Annotated in this window: 20 protein-coding genes and 1 tRNA gene; 11 read left to right on the top strand and 10 right to left on the bottom strand. The window is 44.5% G+C overall.

The genetic code is table 11. From position 1 onward, the window contains the following. Both HN980_05100 and HN980_05095 read right to left on the bottom strand, forming a co-directional pair. Positions 1–341: serine protease (locus tag HN980_05100; GenBank protein MBT6928851.1), on the bottom strand; the 341-nt coding region annotated here is incomplete at its 3' end. After that, entirely contained in the window at positions 338–1,975 is a 1,638-nt protein-coding gene (locus HN980_05095) for a hypothetical protein (protein MBT6928850.1), read from the bottom strand. The genes HN980_05100 and HN980_05095, both read right to left, overlap by 4 nt. A gap of 264 nt (positions 1,976–2,239) precedes the next feature. Here HN980_05095 and HN980_05090 point away from each other — a divergent pair, with 264 nt between their 5' ends. Further along, positions 2,240–2,974 (top strand): phosphatase PAP2 family protein, encoded by a 735-nt coding sequence (locus HN980_05090; GenBank protein MBT6928849.1) that lies wholly within the window; start codon positions 2,240–2,242, stop codon positions 2,972–2,974. Positions 2,975–3,297: 323 nt separating this feature from the next. Here HN980_05090 and alr read toward each other — a convergent pair whose 3' ends face one another. Beyond that, complete coding sequence (gene alr / locus HN980_05085) at positions 3,298–5,799, bottom strand: alanine racemase (protein ID MBT6928848.1); 2,502 nt, start codon at positions 5,797–5,799, stop codon at positions 3,298–3,300. A gap of 264 nt (positions 5,800–6,063) precedes the next feature. Continuing rightward, on the bottom strand, positions 6,064–6,435 hold the full coding sequence (queD, locus tag HN980_05080) for a 6-carboxytetrahydropterin synthase QueD (protein MBT6928847.1): 372 nt from the start codon (positions 6,433–6,435) through the stop codon (positions 6,064–6,066). Between the two features lie 66 nt (positions 6,436–6,501). On the opposite strand from queD, the gene HN980_05075 reads away from it, so the two are divergent. The 6 genes from HN980_05075 to HN980_05050 all read left to right on the top strand — a co-directional run bounded on the left by HN980_05075 (position 6,502) and on the right by HN980_05050 (position 15,096). Next, the gene (locus HN980_05075; protein ID MBT6928846.1) at positions 6,502–7,299 is read left to right on the top strand and encodes an aspartate kinase; all 798 of its coding nucleotides are present in this window, start codon (positions 6,502–6,504) and stop codon (positions 7,297–7,299) included. A gap of 583 nt (positions 7,300–7,882) precedes the next feature. Then, entirely contained in the window at positions 7,883–9,814 is a 1,932-nt protein-coding gene (locus HN980_05070) for a hypothetical protein (protein MBT6928845.1), read from the top strand. A 235-nt stretch (positions 9,815–10,049) separates the two neighbouring features. After that, positions 10,050–10,577, top strand: coding sequence for a hypothetical protein (locus HN980_05065; GenBank protein MBT6928844.1), 528 nt, complete (start codon positions 10,050–10,052; stop codon positions 10,575–10,577). A 333-nt stretch (positions 10,578–10,910) separates the two neighbouring features. Continuing rightward, positions 10,911–11,639, top strand: coding sequence for a molecular chaperone (locus HN980_05060; GenBank protein ID MBT6928843.1), 729 nt, complete (start codon positions 10,911–10,913; stop codon positions 11,637–11,639). A gap of 2 nt (positions 11,640–11,641) precedes the next feature. Beyond that, on the top strand, positions 11,642–14,152 hold the full coding sequence (locus HN980_05055) for a fimbria/pilus outer membrane usher protein (protein ID MBT6928842.1): 2,511 nt from the start codon (positions 11,642–11,644) through the stop codon (positions 14,150–14,152). Continuing rightward, positions 14,152–15,096: a fimbrial major subunit CsuA/B family protein gene (locus HN980_05050; protein MBT6928841.1), complete on the top strand. Its 945-nt coding sequence runs from the start codon at positions 14,152–14,154 to the stop codon at positions 15,094–15,096. The genes HN980_05055 and HN980_05050 overlap by 1 nt, the downstream gene beginning before the upstream one ends. Before the next feature lie 407 nt (positions 15,097–15,503). Here HN980_05050 and HN980_05045 read toward each other — a convergent pair. The 3 genes from HN980_05045 to lgt form a co-directional block, all read right to left on the bottom strand. Continuing rightward, positions 15,504–15,578: transfer RNA gene (locus tag HN980_05045), tRNA-Pro, on the bottom strand. Between the two features lie 45 nt (positions 15,579–15,623). Next, positions 15,624–16,946: an adenosylhomocysteinase gene (locus tag HN980_05040; GenBank protein MBT6928840.1), complete on the bottom strand. Its 1,323-nt coding sequence runs from the start codon at positions 16,944–16,946 to the stop codon at positions 15,624–15,626. Between the two features lie 42 nt (positions 16,947–16,988). Beyond that, positions 16,989–17,840, bottom strand: a complete 852-nt coding sequence (gene lgt, locus HN980_05035; GenBank protein ID MBT6928839.1) for a prolipoprotein diacylglyceryl transferase — start codon at positions 17,838–17,840, stop codon at positions 16,989–16,991. Positions 17,841–18,174: 334 nt separating this feature from the next. On the opposite strand from lgt, the gene HN980_05030 reads away from it, so the two are divergent. Next, positions 18,175–18,597, top strand: a complete 423-nt coding sequence (locus HN980_05030; GenBank protein ID MBT6928838.1) for a 23S rRNA (pseudouridine(1915)-N(3))-methyltransferase RlmH — start codon at positions 18,175–18,177, stop codon at positions 18,595–18,597. Between the two features lie 14 nt (positions 18,598–18,611). Then, positions 18,612–18,995, top strand: a complete 384-nt coding sequence (gene acpS / locus HN980_05025) for a holo-ACP synthase (GenBank protein ID MBT6928837.1) — start codon at positions 18,612–18,614, stop codon at positions 18,993–18,995. 1 nt (position 18,996) lies between these two features. On the opposite strand, the gene HN980_05020 is transcribed toward acpS, so the two are convergent. Together HN980_05020 and trxB are read right to left on the bottom strand one after the other, a co-directional pair. Beyond that, complete coding sequence (locus tag HN980_05020; GenBank protein MBT6928836.1) at positions 18,997–19,809, bottom strand: hypothetical protein; 813 nt, start codon at positions 19,807–19,809, stop codon at positions 18,997–18,999. Positions 19,810–19,813: 4 nt separating this feature from the next. Then, positions 19,814–20,758: a thioredoxin-disulfide reductase gene (gene trxB, locus HN980_05015; GenBank protein ID MBT6928835.1), complete on the bottom strand. Its 945-nt coding sequence runs from the start codon at positions 20,756–20,758 to the stop codon at positions 19,814–19,816. A gap of 601 nt (positions 20,759–21,359) precedes the next feature. On the opposite strand from trxB, the gene HN980_05010 reads away from it, so the two are divergent. Beyond that, complete coding sequence (locus tag HN980_05010) at positions 21,360–22,685, top strand: hypothetical protein (GenBank protein ID MBT6928834.1); 1,326 nt, start codon at positions 21,360–21,362, stop codon at positions 22,683–22,685. On the opposite strand, the gene HN980_05005 is transcribed toward HN980_05010, so the two are convergent. After that, complete coding sequence (locus HN980_05005; protein MBT6928833.1) at positions 22,622–24,739, bottom strand: thioredoxin domain-containing protein; 2,118 nt, start codon at positions 24,737–24,739, stop codon at positions 22,622–22,624. The two genes, HN980_05010 and HN980_05005, sit on opposite strands and share 64 nt — an antisense overlap. A gap of 100 nt (positions 24,740–24,839) precedes the next feature. Here HN980_05005 and HN980_05000 point away from each other — a divergent pair, with 100 nt between their 5' ends. Beyond that, a complete protein-coding gene (locus tag HN980_05000; GenBank protein MBT6928832.1) occupies positions 24,840–25,919 on the top strand; it encodes a fructose-bisphosphate aldolase class II in 1,080 nt (359 codons plus the stop codon). Positions 25,920–26,219: the final 300 nt, after the last annotated feature.

The following is a 26,219-nucleotide window of genomic DNA, read 5'->3' as shown; positions in this document are numbered from 1 at the left end:
GGGCTAAGGTTTGACATTGCCACGCCTTCTTTTCCTATGATATCTTTGTCGTATGCTGAGGCGCAGTATCCTTCTTGATCATCGTCGTGGTAGATGCTATCGCCTGGTTTTGCCTTCTTGATACGGTTGAGGGCTAGTTTTACTATAATGATGAGCCCTGCTATCGTCGCTGCTATTATGGCGAAGAGGTGTATCATCGAATCGCTTTTCGTTGCGACGTATATTATATTTGAGAAGAGAAGCACTCCTCCTGTCAGCCCCATTATCCCTCCGGGGAGGTAGAACTCGAAATATATCAGCAATAGTCCTGCTAGTAGTATTAGTATTGTTCCTATTATCATTCTTTTTTCTCCTGTACGATGAGTCTGCTACCTTCTATTGCCGTAACTATAACCGAAGTTCCTTTTTTTATAAAGTCTCCTTGTCCCATAGCGTCATATATTTCGCCTTCGACGGTTATTTTCCCTGCTGGACGCAGTGTTGCTGCTACTATTCCTATAGCTCCTACTGGTGGCAGTTCTTCTGGTGTCAGCCCTGCTACGAATCCTTCTTCGTGTGTTTCTTCTCCTTGTAGTACTAATCTATTTAGTACTTTGAACTTCGGCATGACGTATTTGCTGAGGGTAGCGATGGCGACGCATCCTACCACGAAGGTCCCGCATAGCCAGACGAATCTTTGTAATACTGCCTGTCCTGCGGCGTTTAGTGTTTGCGAGTCGAAGTCGAACGTTATCGACCTAAGCCCTGGAAGCATAAGGCTTAGGATTCCTGCAGTACATAGTAATATCCCTATTATCCCTGCGAACCCGAATCCTGGGATGACGAAGATCTCCAGAGCGATGAATACTGCTCCTGTTATCAGGAAGATAATTTCCAGCCAGTTTGTTGCTTCTAGCGAGTAGCTTGAGAGTGCTATAAAGAATAGGCATGTTATTGCTGCGAGCCCTGGGAATCCGAACCCTGGCGTTCTAAATTCCGTGTAGAATCCTAACATAAGTCCGAGGAACAGCAGTGAAGATACTATAGGGCTTGCTAGTAGGGCGAAGAATTTCCCTTTCCAGTCCATTTCGTATGTGTTGACGACGAGGTTTTCTGGTGTATTGGAGAAGTATGGATGTGTAAATATTGGTGATTTATCTTTGTGCCACTTCCCATCGTCTTTTTCTTGTGGCGTTATTGGTTCGCGTTTTTGTGGCATCACCATCATATCGGCAACGCCATAACCCATAAGCTCTGTAGCGTCAAGGGTTAAGAGTTTACCTTCAGCGCTGATGATTTCGTCTCGTTTTTTCCCTGTTGTACGCATTTGTTCTACGGTATCGAGTTTTATTATGATACCGTCTCTTATTACGATGATGGCGTCTTTATCAACCATAGCTTCTGCTAATAGTGCGTTACGTCCGAAGAATCTTGCTCTATTGGCAAAGTCTGCGCGTAGCGCGGAGTTAACTTTCTCTGGCGCTGATGTCATACCACCCTCTCCACCGGCGAAGACGGGCTCTGCTGCTCCCATTGCGGCATCTTTTGCTATAACGACGAAGCGGCAAGAATATGCTAGCATAGCCCCTGCTGATATCGCCCAGTTGTTAACGAAAGCGACTATTGGTATGTCGTATTGTGTGTCGAAATCTTTAAGGGCGTCGGAGATTTTCTGTGCAGCGAAGACCTCTCCTCCTGGGGTGTTGAGTTCTAGTATTATGAATGCGGGTTTAACTTCTTTGTAGTAATCGAGTGCTGTCCTCACATATATCCATGTCGACTGGTTGATTCCGGCCTTCATATCGTCGATGACGATACGTCCTACGGTATTCTGTCCTTCGTCGTTGTAGGTGATGTGTTCGCCGAGGGCTTTCATCACATCCTTTTCGGTGCGTGTCAGTGGTGTCGTGACAAAAGCTTCGTCAGCGGCGATGACTAAGCTATTAGCAAAGATAGCGGTGAAGATACAAAGGCACCATATTATTCGTGATTTCATTATCTACTCCGTTTTTATAATGCGTATAGCATACGGGATTGACAATGTCAATCTTTAATAGCGGATAGGAAAGGAGTAGGATTTTACCACGGAGGGCGCATTTTTCAATGATCAATGATCAATGATCAATGATTTTACTATACGCTATAAACCCCCAGCCCCCGTTTTTGAGCTGCGGCAGTGGGCTAACATGCGTTGATACTTGAGTTTAAATTCTCTCTAAGAATATCATGATATGTTCTTTTTAATATAAGGTATATTTATATGAAGCATCGTTATATATTTTTTATTTTACTATCGGCAGCAATTTTCCTTATTGGCAGCTGGCTGCTTCCTGCCACGCGCGAAATTTGGGATGGGATTGACATTGCTGTTTTCGAGTATTTAAACGGCAGTCTTTCTGGGGATATATCGTGGTGGAATAAGATGTGGTTTCTGCTAAACACGCATACCGCCAAATTTTTTATTGCCATATCGATGAATCTTTTTTATTTGTACTATCTTTTTTTTGGAAAACGGCGTGATTTTTTGTATCGCATGTCACAGCTTTTAGCGCTCACAATATTCGTAGGGCTTGCTACCGTCATTGGAAAGCTTTTAATACAGTGGGGTCTAGAGTATCATCGTCAGAGTCCTACGGCGGTACTTTCTGGGGCAATACGCCTTACAGAATTATTCCCTGGGCATCGTATCAGAGACTTTTCGGCGAACAGCTTCCCTGGAGACAATGCCGCTGTATTATTTTCGTGGCTGGGAATAGTATGGTTTATTGGACGCTGGCGTTATGGCGTCCCTGCTACGATGTTAGCGGTTTTTCTCGCCCTTCCTAGGCTTTTCAGCGGAGCGCATTGGCTTTCAGACGTCATTGTCGGCGGAGGTGCGCTTTCGTTAGTAACGCTAGCGATGCTTTTCGGGACAAAAGCTCATGATGTTATTAGCGAATCATTCTATAGCGTCGTTTTGCTAGCGAAAAAGTTCGGAATTCGGAGTTCGGAGTAGGATTTTTCACCACAGAGCCACAGAGGACACAGAGAAAGAAAAAAAGAATATGGCTGGGGGATTTCCCCCAGACCCCCTTTTTCGTTGAACATTGAACAATGAATAAACCCGGACACGGCAGTGTCCCCTCTCGCCGTTGTCGCAAAAGTAAGATTATATCTTTACGCTTGCTATAATAAAAACAAAGAAAAAAAGTACAATCCTCGACAATGGCGACAGCTGTGCGTCCGCTGCGCGCGCTCTGCGCGGTGGACGCTCTCTGTGCGCTCTGTGGCTCTGTGGTGAAAAATCGGCATTCGGAGTTCGGATCAATGAGTTATTAGCTATCTTGAGTATGTGAAGACGCGTTGTATTCGTGGTCCTAGGCATGTTATGAGCTCGTATGGTATAGAACCTCCCGAATATGCGAGGTCTTCTACTGGGAATGTATTTCCATATTCATCTTCGCCGAAGATTAACACGCTATCGCCGACTGTTACGTTATCGATATTAGTGACATCTAGCATCATAAAATCCATACATATTGCTCCGACGAAAGGGGCTTTCTGTCCGCGCACGAGGGCATAGCCTTTACCGCTATATCGTCGATGTATACCGTCGAAATACCCTAGCGGTATTACTGCTATTCTTTCTTCCTTGTGTTGTACTGTATAGCTACCTCCATAGCTTACTGTTTCACCTTTGTAGCATGTCTGTATCCGTGCTATTTTCGATGTCAGTGACAATGATAATTTAAGCGTTATCTTGTCCTTACATGCCTCTGAAGGATACATTCCATATGCGGCGAGTCCTATACGCACCATATTGGTATGTGTCGTATCGAATCGTATCGCTGCGCTGGAGTTTGCTGAATGAATCCATGCTGGAGTTATTCCTTTATCTGAGCACTTCTTTATTATTTTTTTAAAGGCTTTTGTTTGATGGATTGTTTCTTCGTCTCTGGAAGTGTCGTCGGCAAAAGCGTAGTGTGTCATCAACCCTTCCAATTTAAGGTTTTCTGCGTCGTCGATAGCTTCTGCGAGTGTTATAGCATCTTCTGCTCTACATCCGAACCTGCTCATGCCGGTATCGATGTTAAGATGAACTTTCATTGTTTTATTTTTTTTCTTAGCGGCGCTATTAAGAGCGTGTATTGTTTCGATATCGCTGATACCGCTTTCGAATTCCCATTCTATTATTTTACTGACATCATATTGTGCGACATTTATCACGAAAACATTTGCTGTGACGCCACCTTTTCTTAGCATTATCCCTTCATCGGCGAATGCTACTCCTACGATATCGATATTATTTTTCTGCAGGAATCGTGTTAAGATGGTATTCTCGGTGCCATATCCCATAGCTTTAACCATCATCATAATCCGCATATCTTTAGGTAGCCCACTTCTGATATTTTCGATATTATCTTTTATATTTCCTAGATCTACTTTCAGAGTATTATCAGCGAACATTTTTGCGATGTTTTTTCTTACGTCGACGACATCGATTTTTTTGTGTCCTTTTATTACTACTATATCATTTTGTTTTGTAAGACCTTCCAAGGCGTTAAAGGCATCTCCCTGTGTCGCAAAAGCTTCTACAGCAGTCTTTGGAGAGCATTTTTTTACATTTTCGATTAATAGTGTGAAGTCTTTATCGCCAACGACGAAGAGCCTGTCAACGTTCGCATCGGCAATAGCTTTTCCCAGTAATTTACCTTCTACTATTGTGTTGTTATCGTTTTGTCTCATACCTCCGAAGACGAAGATCTTTTTTCCTCCTGCTGGTGTGTCATCAAAATATGTCAATGCCAGTTGCATTGAAAGCACGTCGGAGCCATACGGTTCATTGATGACAGTAGTTCCTGAGGATGTTTTCCATATTTCTGCCTGCATAACTTCTGGGGAGTATTTTTTTAGGACTTTGCATATTTTCTTTGTTGGAACGCCGAGGAGCCACGCTGCTTTACTGGCTATATTTACTATATCGAGGAAAAACTTATAATGCCCTGTGACGCACCCTCGGAACGATGTTCCGTCTGGGAAGACCATCTGGTATTTCATCACAGGCTCGTGTTTTTTTGTAAGCATTATTGCATGAGGAAGGTTTCCGTCGGCAACGTTCCAATGGTGCCGCTGCTGTCTATGATTTTCGGTGATGTTATCATCGTCTGGTGCAAGGACCCATCCGTCTTGTGATATATTGTCGAAGAGTTTCATCTTCTCTTCTGCTATCGTTTTTTTTGTTCCTAGGGAGGCTATATGTTCATCACCTATTATCGTTATTATTCCGCATGTTGGCGCTATCATTGTTGCGAGGGAGTCCATTTCTCCTGGCTGTGATATCCCTGCCTCTATTATAGCGACGGCGTGATCTCTTGTCACGCGTAGTATACTTAGGGGAACACCTATCTGGCTATTGAAGCTTTCTGGCGAGGCGGCGACATTTTTCGTTGTGGCGAGTAGTGCTGTAAGGAGGTCTTTGACGAGGGTTTTTCCTTGCGACCCTGTTATCGCTATAAATTGCGTAGGCAGATTTTTTCTATATGCTGCGGCGATATCCTGGAAGGCTTTAAGGGTATCTTCTACATGAAAGAGCGTTATTGGCGGCGAAGATTTTGGCGTGGTGTATCCTTGTCTTACTATCGCGCATTGCGCTCCTGCTTGTGCGGCATCGGTGACGAAATCATGTCCATCGTATGTTTCTCCTTCTAGTGCTACGAACATGGTATTAGTCGTTGCGACTCTACGTGAATCAATGACTATGTCGTCGATAAAATCTATTGTGATGTCGTTGCTGGATGCTTTTTTGAAGCCTTCCCATTTTCTTATATCGAATTTTTGCATACAACTTTGTCCTTTGCTAAAAGATATCCACTATAAATCTTAGAACTAGAAATAGGATTTTTTACCACAGAGCCACAGAGAACACAGAGAGAAATGGGGCGGGCTAGGGGCTTCACCCCTAGGACCCCGAGGATTTTCTTTTGGGATTTTGGGGGTCTGGGGGAGCATCCCCCAGCCAAATTGTTTTTTTCTCTGTGTCCTCTGTGGCTCTGTGGTAAAAAAATCATACTCCGAACTCCGAACTTATTGATCATTGATCACTGATCACTGGTCATTGAAATACGTTGCTTGTGCTGTTGCTGTTTCTGCTACTGTCACGGCGTTGAGTGTTACTATATGCGGTTTCAGGTGGTTGTATATCCATTGTGCCATATATTCTGCTGTTGGCGCGTCGGTATCGAGTGTATCGTTAAGCCATTTATGGTCGAAGTATTTTTCTATCATGGGTTTTACGATGGCGTTGATATCGCCGAAGTCTGTGACCATATTTTTTTTAGGTCCTTCGGCGATGAGATTTTCGCTGTTGAGGGAGATTTTTATTGTATAGGAATGCCCGTGTGGATTTCTGCATTTACCGTCGTGGTTTTCTAGTGAGTGTCCTGCTTCGCAGTAAAAGGTTTTTTCTATAATAAACATATTTCTTTGCTCTTTAGTACTTGTTTTGATTAACTGTATATCACAAGACGAAAAAAAAGGATATAGATGAAAACCATTATTTTGAAATTCGGTGGTGCTTCCCTAGCATCTCCCGACAATTTCCTTACTATTGCCGACATCATCATAGAGCGTTCTCGTGGGTACGACCGTGTTGGCGTCGTCGTCAGTGCCATGGGTTCTATGACCGACAATCTTATTTCTCTTGCCGAGCGTGTGCATCCCAACCCTCCTCGCCGCGAGAAAGACATGCTCATCACTGTTGGCGAGAGGATCAGCAGTTCTCTTCTTTCCATGGCACTATCTGCCAAGGGACATAATGCTGTAAGTTTTACTGGGAGTCAGGCGGGCATTATCACTACAAAAGCCCATAATAACGCTCGTATTGTCGACGTCAATCCTTACAGGCTTATTCCCCACCTTGAGAAGCAGAAGATCGTCATCATTGCTGGTTTTCAAGGGGTGAGTCTTCGCAAGGAGATCACGACTCTTGGCCGTGGAGGCAGCGACACCACCGCTGTAGCTCTTGGTGCAGCGTTAGATGCGGATGGCGTAGAATTTTTCAAAGACGTCGACGGCATCTATGACAAAGATCCTAATATCCATGACGATGCCGTGCTACATGCTAAGCTTTCGTATCGCGAAGCGCTTGAAATTGCCAAGAACAGCGAGCATGAAGTTCTTCATAGTAGATGTATAACATTAGCAGAGAAGAATTGCCTACCGCTTCGAGTATTTTCTTTTCGCACGGCGCTTTCTTCTGGTGTGGAGGGCACTCTCATCGAAGATAGTGGTGGTTGTCGCGGTGAAGCGCCACAATATGAAGTATTAGCGTATAGCGGATAGGGACAGCTAAATCACTGATGTTACGTGCTACCGATTTTTTTACCACAGAGCCACAGAGCACACAGAGAGCGCCCACTGCGCAGAGCGCGCGCAGCGGACGCACAGCTATCGCCATTGTCGTTGATTGTACTTCCTTTCTTTGTTTTTCCTACAGCAAACGTAAAGATACAGTCCTATTCTTACGACAACGGCGAGAGGGGGCACTGCCGTGTCCGGGTTTATTCATTGTTCAATGAAAAAGGGGGTCTGGGGGAAGCCCCCAGACATATTCTTTTCTTCTCTGTGTTCTTTGTGGCTCTGTGGTGAAAAATCCTATTCCGAAATTCCTTCTTAATAATGGCTATAGCGTAAGGTCAGTCAATCACTGGTCACTGAAAAAGCGTTTTCGCGGTGAAAAAGTCTTAAAAAAATTTCTATAACATTTTGGTTTTAAGTGTGTAGTGTCATTATTATCTCGACATTAATTGCTGTTGTTTTTATTCTCGGCAATAAAGTTAGTAGTTTTAATATCCTTTGCGTGCTACATACAAATACTATGGACAACCCTACTTTATTAGAGTCTCTTTCTGTCGAAGAAGATATTATGCCAATATGCATATCTTCTAATGATTCTTCGTTGTCGTCATTATGTCGTACTTTCATATCTCATACTATTGGCCGTGTTGTTCCTATTGAGCGTCTTCCCCGTCATTCTTCTGTCGAAGACGATATTTTTGAATCTTTCAATTCTCATCTCCCTTATTTTTCGTGGACATCTCTTGATTTGGAGCCTCCTTTTGAGCTTTCATTTTTCTTATTATGTCGTTTACGCAACAATGCTTTTAAATTCTTCTATGACATGGTCACCCGTTGGATGATCCCTGGCAGAAGTTTTAATATCATGCTTTTCTTTGCATCGGACTTCCGTTTTTCGTCGGCGTTATCTGGTGAGTATTCTGTTGGAGAGCTAAAGATTCGCGTTGAGAGCGCCGAGGATCTTGCTCTTATCCGCAACAATCTTTCTATCATCTCATCGGAGATTTGCCAGGGTGTATGTTGTGACTATCATGCACGCCGCATTCTTGAGATAAAGGGTCTTTCTTATGACGAGAAGACGGCATCGATCCATGAGCACATTTCCTCCCTTCTCAACAAGCGTCCTGACGACTTCGATCTCGACGTTTTCACTGAGATGCAGCACATTTTGGTATCTTGTTCCGACGATTTCAAGAAGTCTCGCAGTCCTCATAATATTTGCAGGATAATTGCTTCTCACTATCTTTTTCGCCGTTCTCTTTATAGTTATATAGAGCAAGATTCTCACAAGCGTTATCCTTTGGTAAAGGTTTTCAAGGCGAACATCACCGTTGACGGTGTTGTTACTCCTGTTATCAGCATCATCATGGGCATAAACTTCCTTGACGGTAACGAGGTTTTCAGCGACCACCATCTTATTCGTGCTGTGCAGCGTCATCTTCATGGTGTAAGTCATGTTTCTGGGTCTTCTTTTGTCAACACGCGCATTATCCCTGGTTCTTCTTTAGAAAGCGGCGCAAAACGAGGGACTCTTTGTACTATGTCTTTAGAGATAGCAAAAGATGACAAGAGCGACTTTTCTCTTGAGGATATGCGCATCCTTCGTCGCGAGCTTCCTGACGACATTATTAACACCATAGAGCAGCTTATGCACCCTCTTTTCATGCCTCATAATGAGGAAGAGACGATGCATGACATCATGACTTTAAGCACACAGTTACGATATCTTCGCGACATCCCTCAAGTAATTATCACCTTTGACAAGCAATCTCGCAGCGCCTTTACTTTTAGCATTGTCATGTTAAGGGTTTTAAAGAAGGATTCAGTCCCTATCAAGAAGCTTTTCAGGGACTCCGACACTTTCATGACATTTGTTCCTGACAGGGTAAAGACTGTTGGGATGTTGCGAAAGAGATATCCTAAAGAGGCAAATGTTTTCAGTATATCTCTTAAGAAGCGTGATTTTTTACGTAGCGACCATTCTCTTGACGTCGCAAAAGCGCGTCGTGTTGTTGTTTCTGAGATGTCGCGTATTGTCGGGGATTTCCGCGACTACAATGGTGGCATGATAATGAAGCAGAACGAGCTACTGTCTTCGTTAAGGGAGATGCTTTCTGCAGATGGCAAGTATAATGAATTTCTTCTTGAAAATTTCTTTTATTCTTTGACGCCCATCATGGCGCGTGCGTTGCTGACTCCGCATCTTATAAAGACGTTGTTTACCATGCTCATTGAAGCTATTGAAGATAATGCTCTCAATAAATCCGTTTTCGCGATGAAAACGCAAGACAACGATGATGCTCTTTTTGTAATGATAACAACGAACGACCATTCCTTGAAGGAAAAGATCGCATACGTTCTCGAGCCTTTACAGACGTCATCTTTACAGGTGATTTCATCTTTCATCAAGAGCGCTGAAACGTCATATTTAGGATACATATGTCGTGGCGACGATCCTTCCCATCGCAAGAAGCTTTTGTCTCTCATAACAAAGCTTTAATTCAATGAACAATGATCAATGATCAATAAAAAAAACTCCAAATTCCGAACTTTGCTCATTGATAATTGATAATTGACCACTGATCATTGATGTTGGCATGCTTTTTGCATGTTACATTAATGTAATATGAAAGGGTTAGTGCGTAGTGTATATGTTTAAAATAATCCTTTTGCCTTTTATCATGCTGTATGTATGATGATGGGATAATACAAACTATATTTATAGTGGGGATGTTATGAAATATTTATATACGATTTTTATTTCGGTATTTTTCTTTCTCTCGTATGCATTATTCGCTGATTCTGGAACAGCGAGCTTACAGATAACAGGAAACATTACCGAGACGGTAACAGTTGAAATCGACGAGACGTCGGGTTATGACAGTCTTGATCTTAATGACAGCATTTCGAGTCAAGAGATAGCGCGTATAAGCATCAATTCTAATGCGAAGGATGGTTTTACGTTGACGTGCACGACTTCTAACAATTTGAATTTCAAGGGCGACGGCACTGCTCAGCAGGAGGCACGTTATACATTGAAGTATCTTTCTGTTGGTGGCGTTGAGAAGACCATCGGCAAGTCTGACGATGGCTCTGATATTACTTACAATGACGGCAGTGGTGCTGTTCTTGAAGATATCAGCATGCAATCGGCTATCACCGATTCTTCGAATCGCACATTGAAGTTAAGTTATACCAATGCTGATCTTTTATGGGAGCCGAATTTCACTGACACGATAACGCTTACTTTGACTAGCAAGTAATTCGTTCGATTATCACAGACGATCTACTGTAATGCTCTGATGGCTGCTGTCATCGGAGCGTTTTTTTAGCGTATAGTAATAGCGTATAGCGCTTTTTCAGTGATCAGTGACCAGTTATCAGTTATCAGTTCGGAGTTCGGAGTTCGGCTATTAGTTCGGAGTTCGGAGTTGGTAGTTCGGAGACAGTAAGCTAACTCTGAACTCTGAACTATGCGGCGTAGCCGTATTTCACTGGTCACTGAAATGCGGCTAAGCCGCATTAAATTTGACATTTCTTTTTTATGATGTTAGTATGAATTTTTTTGAACCTTTTTCATATATGAGGATAGTGTTATGCGTTTTATTTTATGTCTTTTTGTTTTCATGGCATCATTTTGTATTGGTTATGCTATAGAGTTCAGTCCTATGAGTGCGACGTTTGACGGTTCTGGCGACAATGCCACGCAGTCGTTCCAAGTTTACAATCCGTCGTCTACCGACAAAGCTGCGGTGCGTCTTTTTATTGGCGATCGTAGCATTGACGTCGACGGCAATGACACTTTTGTTGAGAACGAGGAAGATTTCATTATTTATCCTCCTCAGATGATTTTACAGCCTGAGCAGACGCAGATCGTCCGTGTTACGTGGATGGGCAACGAAGAGTCCTCTGTTGAGCGTGCGTATCGTATTATTGCCGAGCAGCTTCCTGTAGACCTTAAGAAGCGGGAGTCTGACGGCAAGGCCTCTATACGTCTTCTTATGCGTTTTGTTGGGTCGATATATGTCGTTCCCAATGATGCTTCTGCCGACATTGTTTTGGAGTCTTCGTATGAAGACAGTTCTGATGATATGGTATTGTTATTTGAGAACCGCGGCACTGCCCATGCTCTTCTTCGGGAGCTGAGCCTTTCCATTACTCCCCATGACACTGACGTCGAGGCCCTTCATTTTTCTTCTGAGGAATTGGCGGGGATTTCCGGTGAGAACATTTTGGCGGGATCCAAGAGGAAGTTTTTTCTTTCGCTTCCTGATGATTTTGCTAAAAACGCTTTTGACATAAAGTTCTCTTATGATAATGAGTAATTATGCGGTCGTTTTTTTTGTTATTATGTTTACTGCTGTCGCCTTCGCTTGTTGCTGAGGACATAAAGGTATCGTCACCTTTCGGAAAATTATATACTAGTATTTTCGGTGAGAAAGACGTCTCCGAAAAGGCCGTTGTCCCTTTTTATTTCAATGAAGACAAACGCCCTTCTGGTACGGTGTTGGTATATTTTTCTTATGGCGACGATGACGTCTCTCGTTTCGCTGTAGCTCCTGTCGTAGAGGCTGCTGATCTACGTGCTCATCGTAGTGCTATAGAGAGTCTTTCGTCTGTCGCCGACAACGATGGCATTGTTTCTGTAGAAGACGCCGATGACACTGGTTTTGTTGTAGTTTTCGACAATGCCAATGCGTTGTTACGCATCACCATTGACACCATGCTTCGCGAGGTCGTCGCCCATGATGTCCAGCCGTACAACAACCCATCTATCATCATTCCTACCATCGAGCCTGCGGATCTCAGTGCGTATATCAATGTAAATGCCGGTACGGGATATGCTTTTGATTCTTCTGACAGTGTTACCAGCCGTTCGCGGCAGCCTTTTACTGTAGCTTTTGACGGTACTATAAATTTAAGAGACTGGATTTTTGATGGTGAGGGCGACTATTATGAGAGTGGTGACGTCCATTGGGCTCGTGGTCCTATGCTTCTTTCTCGCGACATCCCCGACAAGTTGCTGAGGTTTTCTTTTGGCGACATAACCTTCCCTACGAAGGGTTTCCAGAAGACGATCACCATCGGCGGTATTGCTGTAACGAAGAATTTCGAGTTGCAGCCGAGCTTCATAGGATACCCTATTTTTAACGAAGAGGTTTTCCTTGAGCATCCTTCTATTGTAGAGATTTTCATCAACGACCAATTATATGAGACGTATTATCTTTCTGCTGGAACGCACAATTTCTATGACCTTCCTGCGAAGACGGGTTCTAACGATGTTATTTTCAAGATCACCGACAATATTGGCAGAGAGAAGATTATTCCAGTACCATTTTTGTATACGCGCAATGCTTTATCGCCGAAGATCTCTCAGCATAGTACTGCTATAGGCACTGAGCCTGTCATCACTGACGGCAGGTATCGTTATCCTGGAAGTCTTTGGCTTGTATCGCATTTTTATCGTCATGGTATCAGCGACACGTTTACTTTGGGAGAATACATACAGGCGCGCAAAGGCCAAGGTCTTTTTGGTTTTGAGGGCATCGTCGCGATGAAATATGGCGCTCTGACTTTCGACACTGCTGCCAGTCATATCTTCGGGAAGACGTCTGGTGGTGCTGTTAGTCTATCTTTCAAGAACTTCCTCTCTAACGCTAGCGACAGTGTCCCTCAGACGTCGTGGAATGCTTCTACGACATTTTATTCTCGGCGTTTTGCTCGTATTACTGTCGACGACCCCGACAAGACGACGCGTTTTTCCTGCAGTGCTTCTGCTGGAAGGCCGTTATTCTATGGTATTTCTGGGAAGGCTGGTGTCGACTACAAATTCCTCCGTGGTGCTGCTAAAGACACGTATAGCATCTCTCTCAATGCGAGTAGGAAGTTACGGAGCAATATCAGCACATCGCTACAGTTCAACTTCATGCTCAACGACAGTGAACAATACGATAGGCGCTGTCTTTTTACTCTTATCTGGTCATTCCCTAACAAGAACCAATATATAACTTTCCACAGGAACTTCAACAGCGATGTATCGCGTACGTCGTGGCGTTACAACTCTCCTAAGAGTGTCAATGCTATAAACTCTACACTCAACTACAACCATTCTACTGCCGACGATAAAGACGAAGGGACGATTTCGGGCTCTGTCCATTACACCATGCGTCGCGCTGTACTTCGCGGGTCATATAGAAACACGGTATCTCTCAGTGACACGTCGTTGATGACGGGCATTTCGCAGATGTCGATAGGGACGGCGCTAGTTTTCGCCGACGGAGTTTTCTCCGTAGGGAAGCCTATATCGGGGAGTTTCGCTGTAATTTCTCGCGACAAAAGCCTTTGGGGTCATAGTGTCGGCGTCGACCCTACTTATGACAACGACTACAATGCCATCGCCGGTATTTTCCCTGGCGTGATATCGTCGATACCCGACTATCAGATGCGTACTGTTTCCATTGACATGAGTTCTCTCCCTGTTGGCACCGACATTGGCGCGTCGTCGTATATATTATCGCCGCGACATAGCAGCGGCTTCTTGATACCTATCCATCGCTATGCTTCTGCTCTCCTCAAAGGCACTCTCGTCGATGGTGTCGGTGAAGTCATCTCTTTCCAGTCGGGATATTTCGTCGATGTTGATGCCGGTGATGAAGGTTCTCCTATACAGTTTTTCACCGACAAGTCCGGGCGTTTTGTTGTCATGGGTGTAAAGCCTGGAACTTATGAGATACAGTTTATCTCCGAAGATTTAGCTCCTACGATGATCACCGTCCCTGAGGGTGTTACAGGAAAGTATTATATCGGTGCTCTCACCATCAACGCCGTGGAGGAATAATGAAGAAACTATTTATAATAATCGGTGTTATGTTTTGTTTTGTTCTATATGGGCATCATTCTTCCGATCCTGACCTAGAGCTTGACATCGAGAATATCACATGGGAAGGGAGTAACAACAGCAACGAATATGACGCCTACAGCATCGACGACGTTACGCAGAAAGTCTCGTTTTATGTGACATATGATGAAAGTTTCGACGACAACTTCTTCGTAACATTCTCCGAAGGGCAGTCTTCTGACTACGACAGATTTATGTCGTGCGGCGGAGAAACGCTTTCATACCAGATCTACGACTCGAAACAGCATCATAACATCTTAAAAGAAATCCCCGAAGCTTCGCAAAACCAAGACGTCATCAAGGGCACTGACAAGCACAACAAAACCCGCGTACAATGCGACTACTATATCTCAATCCCTGCCGGCCAGACCTCCGCTGCTGGCGTCTATACCGATACCTTCGTGTTGAGGCTTTACCAAGGGAAAGTACATAAAACTTATGAGCTCTATGACACCGCTTCCGTAACGTTTACTGCTATAATACCTGCAACGACACAGATCTCCCTGGTAAACAGCGGCGGCAGCTTCGATGCCCTCGACACCAGCCAGAACGTCGACTTCGGCGACATCACAGGGCCTATGTCTTTGACGTTCGATATGCTCGTTCTCAGCAGCGGAAGCTATTCCGTGGCGATGGAGTCGGAGAACGGCGGTGTACTGAAACAGAACGACGTCGATGATGAGATCCCCTACGCACTAAAAATCGATGGCAACATAAAAGACCTGTCAGGCGAAGAAGCAGTAACAGTGGCGTCTGGATCGGAAGCTACACCATCAGGAGGCGACACCTTCCATGTCACCGTCAGCGTCGATACCATAACACAACCCGTCCTCTCCGGAGAATATAACGATGTCGTATACATAGAAGTTTCCTCAACAGAGTAATAGCGTATAGGGATAGCGTTTAGCGGATAGAAAAGAATAAGAGTACAGGAAAGGAATAGGATTTTACCACCACGGAGACGCGGAGAGGCACGGAGTTACACGGAGAGCGCCCACTGCGCAGAGCGCGCAGCGGACGCACAGCTGTCGCCATTGTCGTTGATTGTGCTTCTTTTCTTTGTTTTTCCTATAGCAAACGTAAAGATTCAACCTTATTTTTACGACAACGCGAGAGGTGTCACTGCCGTGTCCGGGTGATGCACGAAGCCTATTCGACCATTTTTGTAGGATGAGCGATAGAATGCCGTTTTATCGCTCATAAATAGGGTTTTTTTTGAGCTATAAAATCGGATTGGCGGTTTATAGGCAAAAAAGAAGCCGCTTGGAGAAAACTCCATGCGGCTTCTATGTCGGAGTAGAGGGATTCGAACCCCCGACCCACTGCTCCCAAAGCAGTTGCGCTAGCCAAGCTGCGCTATACTCCGAAGATGTGCTATACTATACCATTGTGGTAGTTTTCTTACAAGACATTAGTATCTGTAGTAGTCAGGTTTATATGGTCCTTCTGTTGGAACGTTGATATATTCGGATTGTTCTTGTGAAAGTTTCGTCAATTTAACACCTATTTTATCGAGGTGCAGTCTTGCAACTTTCTCGTCGAGGATTTTTGGCAGGAAGTGCAGCCCTTGTCCATATTCTTCATGTTTCGTCCACAGCTCTATCTGTGCGAGCACCTGGTTTGAGAAGGAGTTTGACATAACGAATGAGGGGTGTCCTGTAGCGCATCCGAGGTTTACTAGTCGTCCTCTTGCTAGGAGTATTATGCTTTTCTTTGAATCTTTCCATATGAACTTATCGACTTGTGGTTTGATATTCATTTCTTCGATATTTTCGTTATTTTCTAGCCATGCCACGTTAATTTCGTGGTCGAAGTGTCCTATATTGCATATTATTGCTTCATCTTTCATGACGTCCAGATGTTTTCCTGTGATGATATCTTTACATCCTGTTGCCGTCACGAAGATATCGGCGACGGGAGCGGCATCTTCCATGGTGGTGACCTCGTATCCTTCCATAGCGGCCTGGTATGCGCAGATGGGGTCAATTTCTGTGATAAGGACTCGTGCTCCGAAGCCTCGCATCGACTGTGCGCATCCTTTTCCTACGTCACCATATCCTGCGATGACGACGACTTTCCCTGCTACCATGATATCGGTAGCGCGCTTGAGTCCATCGGCGAGGGATTCTCTACATCCGTACAGGTTGTCGAATTTAGATTTTGTTACGGAGTCGTTAACGTTTATTGCTGGGCATCCTAGTGTTCCTTTTTCTACCATAGCTTCTAAGGTATGGACACCTGTCGTTGTTTCTTCTGTGATACCGCGGATATCTTTTAGAAGTTGTGGGTATTTATCGTGTACTAATTCTGTTAGGTCGCCGCCATCGTCTAGGATCATATTAAGTGGTTTTTCGTCGAACATGATAGTCTGTTCTATACACCACAGATATTCTTCTTCTGTCTCGCCTTTCCATGCATATACTGGTGTCCCTGTAGCTGCTATTGCTGCGGCGGCGTGGTCTTGTGTAGAGAATATATTACAAGAGCTCCACTGCACTTCTGCACCTAGGATTTTCAGTGTTTCGATAAGGACGGCGGTTTGTATCGTCATATGCAGGCATCCTGCGATACGTGAACCTTGCAATGGTTTGCTTTCGCCATATTCTTCACGTAGCGCCATAAGTCCTGGCATTTCTTTCTCTGCCATAACGATCTCTTTACGTCCCCATTCTGCTAATTTCTTTCCTTCCTCGGAGGTGATATCGAGGTCGTTTATTATTTTATAATTTTTCATTATGTTTTCCTTTGTTTTGTTGAATTATCGCGTTATAAGATATCATGATTCTTTCTTTGTGTGAACAAAAAAGAGCAGAATTGCGCCTAAAATGATGAAAGGTATGCTGAGGTATTGTCCCATAAGGAGATAATGCTCTCCGTCGAAGAGCATACTCATTGGTTCTTTAAAGAATTCTACGAAGAATCTGAAGCCGAAGATCATTACGAAGAACAGCCCGCTGAGGAGTCCCCTTTTTGTCAGGGCTTGATATTTTTTGCATATGATAAAGAGTGTTATGAATGTAAAGAGGTAGAACATTGCTTCGTACAGCTGCACGGGGTGTCGTGGTATTGGTGTGCTACCGTCGAAGGGTGTTCCGAAGACGACAGCCCAAGGCATATTTGTTTCCGTTCCTATGACCTCTTGGTTGAAGAAATTTCCCATCCTGATAAACGCTCCTACTAGCGCTGTTGGTACGACTATGGCGTCGAACAGGAAGAAAAACGTTGCTTCTGGGATTTTTTTCTTCACGGCGCGTGCTGCAAAGACTAGTGCTATCATCACCCCTATAGCTCCTCCGTGGCTGGCGAGCCCTCCTTCCCATATTTTTATTATGTCGAAAAGATTGTCTCGGTATAGCGGCCAGCTATAGAAGAACACATGTCCTAGCCGTGCTCCTATTATTGTTCCTGCGACGACGTACCACGCCATTTTATCTACGCTTTCTCTTGCGAGGATTTTCGATTCGTAAGGTTTGTGATGTTGTCGTAGTGTTTTGGCGAAGATATTTACGAGGAAGAGGTATCCTATTGCGAATCCTGTGGCGAAGAGTAAGCCGTACCACATGATTGGGTGGTTGATAAATGGTATTGTTATGAATACGGGGTCTGGATCCCAGTAGAACCATGCCATAATATTGTATCCTCAAAATTTAATATTTAGTATACTTCATAAATGAATTTTATGAAAGTTCGGAGTTCGGAATAGGAATTTTCACCACAGAGTACACAGAGGACACAGAGAAGAAAAGAACATGGCTGGGGGATTCTCCCCCAGGCCCCCGTTTTTGAACGGTAAACTGTGAATGGTGACCTGTAAACTTTTTAAAATCCTCGGGGTTCTAGGGGTGAAGCCCCTAGCCCAATCCTATTCCTCTCTGTGTCCTCTGTGGCTCTGTGGTAGAAATTGGGGTTTGGGGTTCGGATTTAGGAGATAGGAGATAGGAGATAGGAGATAGGAGGCGGGAATGTTGAAGGTTAAGATAATAACACCTGGGAAGACTAAGGAGCATTGGTTAAAGGATGCTCTTGACGAGTATTGCAAGCGTCTTAGTGGTGCTATTGCCATAGAGTTCGTATATCCTCGCGATGACGCGCATCTTGTTAGTCTTGTCGACAAGGAGAAGCTTTGTCTTGCTTTGGATCCTTTTGGTGATGTTGTCACCAGCGAGGGTTTTTGTAAAATATTGTATAAAGCTTTCGAAGAAGGAGGCTCTCGAGTTTCTTTCGTTATCGGGGGTCCTGAGGGTCTTCCTGATGTTGTAAGGAAAAGGTGTAATATGTTGAGGCTTTCTTCTATGACGTTCACGCATCAGATGACACGTCTTATACTTTTAGAGCAGATATACCGTGCTGCTGAGATATATCGCGGTTCTTCGTATCACAAATAAGGAAAAAGGTATTTATGGAAATTCTTGGCATTGGCAACGACATCATCGCGATATCGCGTATAGCGGCGAGCATTGAAAAGCATGGCCAGCGTTTTATTGACAAAGTCTTCACTGTTAAAGAGCGCGAGTATTGTGAGGGTTATGGCAGCGACAGGATAGGTCACTATGCCGGGCGTTTTGCTGCAAAGGAGGCTGCCGTCAAGGCTTTGGGTACTGGATTTTCGCAAGGGATCTCATGGCATGACATCGAGATCCTTAATGACAGCAATGGCAAGCCGTATGTTGTCGTTAGCGATATCATCATCGAGAAGTTTGGTGGTATAGATATTATGATATCGTTGAGTCACTGCCATTCTAGCGCCACTGCCGTGGCGCTAGCATTTATCAATGATCAATGATTTAAAACGGTGAGAATGTTGTGAGGTATCCTATTGTGAAGCTATCGACATGTTCTGGAGCGTTTCGTGCGTATATACGTCGCGAGTATTCTGCTGTGATGGTGCCGTTATATCCGAAGCAATATCCGTAGCGTGCTCCTATATCTACAGAGCGATTTTCTACCGAGCCGTATCCATTGAATGGAAACGCTAGAGCTCTTGCTCCGAGGCCTCTTGTGAAGTTTCCGAAGAATTTCCACTGGTGTACGTCGAAGAAGTTACGCTCCCATGCGAGTTCTCCTCGAAGTCCTGGCGCTCCTCTATTTGATAAGACATACCCTAGATTTGCCCAGTATCTGCACAGCCAGAATTTCCCTGAGGAGATTTCTTTACCTACGGAGACATGTCCTTCGATATCGATATCGCCACGGTGGAAGGTGCTGACGTCGTGTTTGCTGTCGCCAGTAGGTATTGTCAGTGACGCTCCCCATGCTAAGCTTACGGGGTCTCCGACGATGTCATTGAGTTGTAGATATCGTGTTGTTACCTTAATATTGTCGACGCCGGTATTTTGTCTTCTTGTGCTGCTTAGGAGCATCTCGAGTTCTGCCGTCAATCGTGTATCGGGGACGACTGTAAGGCTGAAGTTTGTGAAGTCATCGAACGAAGGGTATCGTATTCTTCCATCGTCGGAGTGTGTTTTTGTATATTGTTGGAATCCGTATGAGGCGCGGAATTCAAACTCTTGGAAGTTCCCGAACCACGGCTTATATTCTGTAGCGTATCCTGTTATTGAGCAAAGTGCTATCAATGCCGTCATCACTATTTTTTTCATCGTTTTATCCTTTTTTTAACAACCACTGTTCTACTTCTAATGCTGCCATACATCCTGACCCTGCTGCCGTCACTGCCTGACGATATTTATGGTCGTATACGTCTCCTGCGGCGAATACTCCTGGGATGCTTGTTTCGCATGTTCCCGCTTTTACTTTAAGGTATCCGTTATCTTCGATATCGAGCTGTCCTTCTAGGAAGTCGACATTGGGCTTATGTCCTATAGCGAAGAAAACCCCTGCGGCGTCGCGGGAATGTTTTTTTTTTGTTTTCGTGCTTTTTAGTACTACATTTTTTACTACGTCGTCACCTTCGACTTTATCTATAACGGTATCCCATAGTATTTCGATATTTTGGTGTTCCATAACTTTTTTCGCCATAGCTTTCGTTGCGCGCAGCTCATCGCGGCGGTGTACGATATAGACTTTTTTTCCGTATCGCGTGAGGAACAGTGCTTCTTCGCAAGCGGTATCGCCGCCGCCGATTACGAAGAGTTCTTTGTCGCGGAATATTGGCATAGCGCCATCGCATGTCGCGCATGCTGTCACTCCTCGCTGCCAGAATTCGCCATCTTTAGTTCCTTCGACGTCGAGGCGCATTGCCGAGGCTCCTGTTGCTATTATTATAGCGTCGCATGTCACTGTTGTTTTTTTGCCTTTGATGACGAAGGGTTGTGCTTTAAGGTCTACGCTTTCGACGTCTTCTGCTAGGATCTTCGTTCCGAAGCGTTCGGCTTGTTTTTTGAAGCGCGTCATAAGCTCTGGGCCTTGTATACCTTCGGGGAATCCCGGGAAGTTTTCGATATCTGTTGTTGTCATGAGCTGTCCGCCTGCGGGCCCCGAGAAGAAACCCTCGAAAAGTATTGGGGATCGTTCTGCCCTTGCTGCGTATATTGCGGCAGTATATCCTGCTGGTCCTGATCCTATGATGACAAGAGTGGTGTGTTCCATAGTGTTAATACCCATGATTGCGCCCTATATTTCCTTTAGCGCCATAGAGTTGGGCAAGATGGCTCAGTAAGCGACAAGCGAATAGTTGTAACTATTCGCGAGGAACAAAATGAGTCAGGTTGCCTGACACTATGGATGCTATAGGAAACAGTGTCTTTTTCCTTTCTAAAAATCCCTGACAAAAAATATAAACATGTTAAGATAAATATCTTAAACCATTATTATTTCTTATTGTTTTTATTTACCCATTTGCTATTATTTGGCTTCACCATATATCTTTTTGAAGCAGCACATCTGCTTTGATTCTATCCTCGCGAATGTTTTAACATTCGCCCGTCTTTCATCTTCGCACCTGTACCACTGCAAAAACCCTATGGCAAAGTATAGGTCGCAATCATGGGTAATACTTTTTATGTTCTTAAGAAAGACGTTGTATACTTTTATTCATTTTTTTCTCAAGGGTTTTGTCTGTGGTGCCGGCATCTTTCTACTCCGAGATCTCTACTCAAACCTTTGTCTTTCAAACTTTTAGTATATAAAAACCTTGCCTTAAAATATCAAACTTCTTTATACTATTGTTCATTTTTATTAAGGATTTGTGATGGTAGCGCTGCTTCATAGGATTTTCAACGTACGTTATGGCGAGAAAAAGAAGGCCTTTCTTTTTTCGTTGTTAGGTTTCGTTTGGTCATTGGGGGCATCTTGTGGCAACATTCTTGGCGACGCCCTTTTCATTGCGAATATTGGTACTGAGAAGTTTCCTCATGTTTTCATTGCCACTGCTTTGGTGATGTTCATTGTAGCGATATTTTTTCTGAGGGCTCTTAACCGTTATTCTTCTTCGTCGATTTTCAGGGCGGCATTATGTATAGGTGCTGTGTTGTATGCTTTTGGTTATTTCCTTCTTATCTGCGGTGTTGTTAGCGATGATTTTATTTTCTGGTTCGTTGTAAAGATTTTCTCTTATGCTTTATTCATCAATCTTTTGACGTGTTATTGGACGTTTGTCGACAAGTATTATACCTTTGCTGCTGCGAAGCGTCTTTTCGCGCTATTCAACACTGCTATTTTCTGTGGTGTCGCTATTGGTGGTGGTTGGTTTTTGTCGTTAGGCTTTCTTGACATCCACCATCTTTTTCTTTGTATTGTGATGTTTTTATCTGCTAGTGTTGTTCTTGTAACGTTTATTACTTCGCATCTTGATGTTACCGACAATGGTGCTGTTAATGTTATTGACAGTGTTACGACGAAACCTTCTCTTAAGGAGGTTGTTTTTTCTATTATGTCGTCGAGGTTTACGATATTGCTTCTTACTGCGAACATTATGATACAGCTTCTTGAGATCATCGCGGAGTACGATTACATGGTGGCTTTTGAAGTTTATTTTTCTTCATTATATATTGACATTGGCGAGCCTTTAACGCATTTTATCGGCGAAGTAAACATGTTTGTATCTATTGGAAACATTTTCATCGGATTTTTTATTTACAATTATTTCATCAAGAAGTTTGACGTCAGCAATGGAATTCTAATTATACCTTTATTATTTTTATCTTTTTTTATTATGAGGTCTTGTGGTGTGACGTCGATGTTCCTTCCTGTCTTTGGTTTTTCTATCGTTGAGGGATTGTTGTACACTATCAACGACAACAATTTCACGTTACTTCTCAATGGCGTGCCGACTAATGTCAAGAGTCATATACGCGTCATCAGCGAATCGTTTTTCGAGCCTCTTGGCATTATGATAAGTGCTACGTTATTGCTTTTTCACAAAGCCAACAGCACATCTATTGGGCTGCTTCTTTCTGGCGTCGTCTTAATCGTTGCTATCATGCTCCGCGCACGATATAGCGATTCCGATTGTCAATGCAAGGCTTCTGTAACAGATTCTATTGTCGTTAGCGGTTGCGAGAATTGTTCATCTTGAGATATGTATACAGAGGTTTTTTTGTTGATGGTATTATATGTTGAGAGTTCTGGGAAGTTTTTCGTTATGCGGGTATCGTGAAGCAAGGCGTCGTTATCGCGTTTCCATATTACTGTAGTGTGTGGGTGATATTGTTGTCCTAGCAGGTGTTGTATTTCTTTTTTCATAGTATCTTTTTTATCGAGGGCGATGATTATTGTCTGTGCTTTTTTGTCGTAGTATCGCATAAGCGCGAGTAGGTGGTAGCAGTGTCCTATGGGGTATTGTTTCATTGGTGTTTCAGCTCCACGCATTATGCCTTCGGCGTGGACGAAATATATTGGGTCGTTTGTTATCTTGTATAGTCGCAGTAGGTTTTCGGTATGGACGGCGTTTCCTGAGGGTTCTGCTAAGTCGATATACTGGCATCTTTGTAGTATTATCGCGGGGTCAAGGCCATCGGTGACGTAGTATGAGCCGTTTCCGGTGCGGAACTCCCTGCTTAGGATATTCGTCATATGCCTTGCCCATTCGAGCCACTGTGTTCCCCTATCGCTTTCGAATAGTGTTATAGCGGCGCGTATCATATAAGCATAGTCATTAAGAATGCCGAAGTATTTTGCTTCGTCGTCGCGCCAGCGTCGTAGTAGGTGTCCTGCTTCCTGCATATTCTTTTGTATAAACCGTGCTGCTTTTTCTGCGGCGTCGAGGTATGCGTCGTTTTCTAATGCAAATCCTGCTTCTGCGATGCTGTGGATCATGAGGGCGTTCCATGACGTCAGAACCTTATCGTCTTTATTGGGCTGCAGTCGGCATTTCCGTGCTTTTTTAAGTAGAGGATATGAGGCATTGAGGGTGTCGACGAGTTCTTCTTTATTGATCTTATGTTTATCGGCATATTCTTCTTCTGAGAGTTGCGCATATAGCGTGCTTCTTCCGTTGAAGTCGCCTTTATCTGTGATGTTGTAGTATTTACAAAACGTTTTCGCTCTTTTGTGTCCTATAGCGTCGATAATTTCCTGTGGCGTCCAGGTGTAGTATTGTCCTTCGCGTCCTTCGGCATCGGCGTCACACGACGAGAAGAAGGTACCGTTGTCGTTAGTCATTTCTTCTAGTATAAAGTCTATCGTTTTGTTACATACATCGCGATATTCTTCTTTTTCCGTAGCCTTCCATGCTTCTAGGTATGCTGAGATGGCGTTGGCGTTGTCGTATAGCATCTTCTCGAAGTGTGGAATTCTCCATTGTTCGTCTATTGTAGCGCATGAGAAACCTCCTGCTATGTTGTCGTATACGCCGCTGCGGCGCATGACGTCGAGGGTAGTATCGGCATAGAATATTGCGCGTCCTTCTCCGTAGTGTTCGCCGACTCTTAGCATGAGGTTTGCCTGGTATCCTATGGGTGACTTGGGAAGTCCTTTTATTCCGCCGAAGACGGGGTCGGCAAGTTGTATGATCTGTTCGGCGGCTTCTTCGATGACGCCTTTATCTGGAAGTGTGTCGCCACCGGTACGTACTGTTGTTGCTATGGCGTATAGTATCGCTTCAGACTGTTCCACGACGATCTCTTTTTCGGGGCTGTCCCATAATTTTATAGCATCGGCGATGAACTCCGGGAACGTTCTAGCTCCTATTCCCGACTCTATGGCGTTTTGGGTGAAGGCGAAGAAGGGTATAAGGTTTGGCGTGAGGAACATATTAAGAGGCCATTCTGATGTTCCTGCTGTCATCGCCTGTGACATCTCGAAATATATGCCGCTGACGTCGGGGTATTCATCTTTATCAATTTTTACGTTGACGAACGCCTCGTTCAAAAGTTCTGCTATTGCTGTGTCGTTAAAATATGTTTTTTCTGTAATTGTTCCCCAGTGGCATGTCGAGTATCCAATAGAGAGGAATATTGGCTTATTCTCTTCGCGTGCCACGAAGAATGCTTCGTCGCCCCATGGATACCATTCTACGGCATCATTGACGTGCCTCATAAGGTATGGCGATTTTTCGTTTATGAGTTTATTTGGTGTACGTCCTGCTGTCATACTGTTCCTGTCGTTATAGATATCATCAAGTTTATACATGACATCTTGCATAAAGTCTAATATCTTATTGAACTTTTAATCTAGAAGACGTATCACATAATGTGTGCGAAATAAAAAACCATTATAAGGAGAAAATATTATGCCTTTAGTACCAATGCGACCTTTACTAGACTATGCTGCCGAGAAAAAATTCGGTATATGTGCCCTTAACGTCAACAACATGGAACAGATACAGGCTATCATGGAAGCGGCGCGTGCTACTAACAGTCCTGTCATCGTACAAGCCAGCCGTGGAGCGCGGATGTATAGTAATGATGCCTTTTTAAGGAACCTCATCCTTGCTGCTGTTGAGGTATATCCTGAGATCCCTATCGTCATGCACCAAGACCATGGCAACAGCGCCGATACATGCCTCAGCGCGATAAAGAACGGATTTACTAGCGTTATGATGGACGGCTCTCTCGAAGCCGACGGCAAGACTGCTGCAAGCTACGAATATAATGTCGCTGTAACGCGTTATGTCGTCGACGTTGCCCACAGTCTCGGCGTCTCCGTCGAAGGCGAGCTTGGATGTATAGGATCGATAGAAACACTGACAAGCGCAGCGGAAGACGGACAGGGCGCCGAAGGCAAGCTAACTCTCGACCAGCTTCTCACGGACCCTGACCAAGCCATCGACTTTGTAGAGCGTACTGGTGTCGATGCTCTCGCCGTAGCGATAGGGACGAGTCATGGTGCATACAAATTCACGAAGAAGCCTACCGGAGATGTCCTTGCTCTCGATCTCATCGAAAAGATCCATGAAGCCCTTCCTAACTGCCACCTCGTCATGCACGGCAGCAGCTCGGTACCGAAAGAGCTCGTCGACATCATCAACGCCCATGGCGGCGCCATCCCTGAAACTTATGGCGTCCCTGTCGAAGCCATACAGCGCGGCATCGCCGCTGGTGTCAGGAAGGTAAACGTCGATACCGACAACAGGCTCGCCATGACAGGAGCGATACGTACGCTCCTAACCGAGAAGCCCGCAGAGTTCGACCTCCGTGCATATATGAAGCCGGCACGCGCGGCGATGCAGAAAGTTTGCGAAGAGCGTATGACACAATTCGGGCAGGCCGGCCACGCGCCAACAACACCGATCGTCACCCTCGAAGAGATGGCGAAGCTCTACAAAGATGGAACCTACGGCGAGGCCGCTAAACCCACCGTCATAGCATAGCCTTTTGGAGGGACCCTGCCCCTCCAAACCACCCCGCCAAAGGAAACGAAGTTTCCTCTGGACACCTGTTTACCATGTCGCCACACTCTCGTCGTCTGTCGCTTCGTTACTAAGAATTGCACCAGCTAAAAAAGCGCTTAGCCCTCTAAGGAGGGCTCATTTTCGGCTTACGCCAAAAATGCCTGCGCTTTATGACTGGTGCAATTCGCAAGCGAGTCCCGCCATCGGCGATTTTTGCTAATCCGCAAAAATCCTCTCCTCGACGGGACAAAAGATTTTCGTTACTATCTACAGGACTGT

It is taken from the genome of Waddliaceae bacterium (assembly GCA_018694295.1).
In the GTDB taxonomy this organism is placed as follows: domain Bacteria; phylum Chlamydiota; class Chlamydiia; order Chlamydiales; family JABHNK01; genus JABHNK01.
This window is presented reverse-complemented; position numbering and strand designations above follow the sequence as displayed.

What these genes read in the sequence shown, in the direction of transcription:
- HN980_05095 (MBT6928850.1), bottom strand. Translation starts at nt 1,975, where the DNA reads ATGAAATCACGAATAATATGGTGCCTTTGTATCTTCACCGCTATCTTT.
- HN980_05090 (MBT6928849.1), top strand. Translation starts at nt 2,240, where the DNA reads ATGAAGCATCGTTATATATTTTTTATTTTACTATCGGCAGCAATTTTC.
- alr (MBT6928848.1), bottom strand. Translation starts at nt 5,799, where the DNA reads ATGCAAAAATTCGATATAAGAAAATGGGAAGGCTTCAAAAAAGCATCC.
- queD (MBT6928847.1), bottom strand. Translation starts at nt 6,435, where the DNA reads ATGTTTATTATAGAAAAAACCTTTTACTGCGAAGCAGGACACTCACTA.
- HN980_05075 (MBT6928846.1), top strand. Translation starts at nt 6,502, where the DNA reads ATGAAAACCATTATTTTGAAATTCGGTGGTGCTTCCCTAGCATCTCCC.
- HN980_05070 (MBT6928845.1), top strand. Translation starts at nt 7,883, where the DNA reads ATGCCAATATGCATATCTTCTAATGATTCTTCGTTGTCGTCATTATGT.
- HN980_05065 (MBT6928844.1), top strand. Translation starts at nt 10,050, where the DNA reads ATGAAATATTTATATACGATTTTTATTTCGGTATTTTTCTTTCTCTCG.
- HN980_05060 (MBT6928843.1), top strand. Translation starts at nt 10,911, where the DNA reads ATGCGTTTTATTTTATGTCTTTTTGTTTTCATGGCATCATTTTGTATT.
- HN980_05055 (MBT6928842.1), top strand. Translation starts at nt 11,642, where the DNA reads ATGCGGTCGTTTTTTTTGTTATTATGTTTACTGCTGTCGCCTTCGCTT.
- HN980_05050 (MBT6928841.1), top strand. Translation starts at nt 14,152, where the DNA reads ATGAAGAAACTATTTATAATAATCGGTGTTATGTTTTGTTTTGTTCTA.
- HN980_05040 (MBT6928840.1), bottom strand. Translation starts at nt 16,946, where the DNA reads ATGAAAAATTATAAAATAATAAACGACCTCGATATCACCTCCGAGGAA.
- lgt (MBT6928839.1), bottom strand. Translation starts at nt 17,840, where the DNA reads ATGGCATGGTTCTACTGGGATCCAGACCCCGTATTCATAACAATACCA.
- HN980_05030 (MBT6928838.1), top strand. Translation starts at nt 18,175, where the DNA reads ATGTTGAAGGTTAAGATAATAACACCTGGGAAGACTAAGGAGCATTGG.
- acpS (MBT6928837.1), top strand. Translation starts at nt 18,612, where the DNA reads ATGGAAATTCTTGGCATTGGCAACGACATCATCGCGATATCGCGTATA.
- HN980_05020 (MBT6928836.1), bottom strand. Translation starts at nt 19,809, where the DNA reads ATGAAAAAAATAGTGATGACGGCATTGATAGCACTTTGCTCAATAACA.
- trxB (MBT6928835.1), bottom strand. Translation starts at nt 20,758, where the DNA reads ATGGAACACACCACTCTTGTCATCATAGGATCAGGACCAGCAGGATAT.
- HN980_05010 (MBT6928834.1), top strand. Translation starts at nt 21,360, where the DNA reads ATGGTAGCGCTGCTTCATAGGATTTTCAACGTACGTTATGGCGAGAAA.
- HN980_05005 (MBT6928833.1), bottom strand. Translation starts at nt 24,739, where the DNA reads ATGTATAAACTTGATGATATCTATAACGACAGGAACAGTATGACAGCA.
- HN980_05000 (MBT6928832.1), top strand. Translation starts at nt 24,840, where the DNA reads ATGCCTTTAGTACCAATGCGACCTTTACTAGACTATGCTGCCGAGAAA.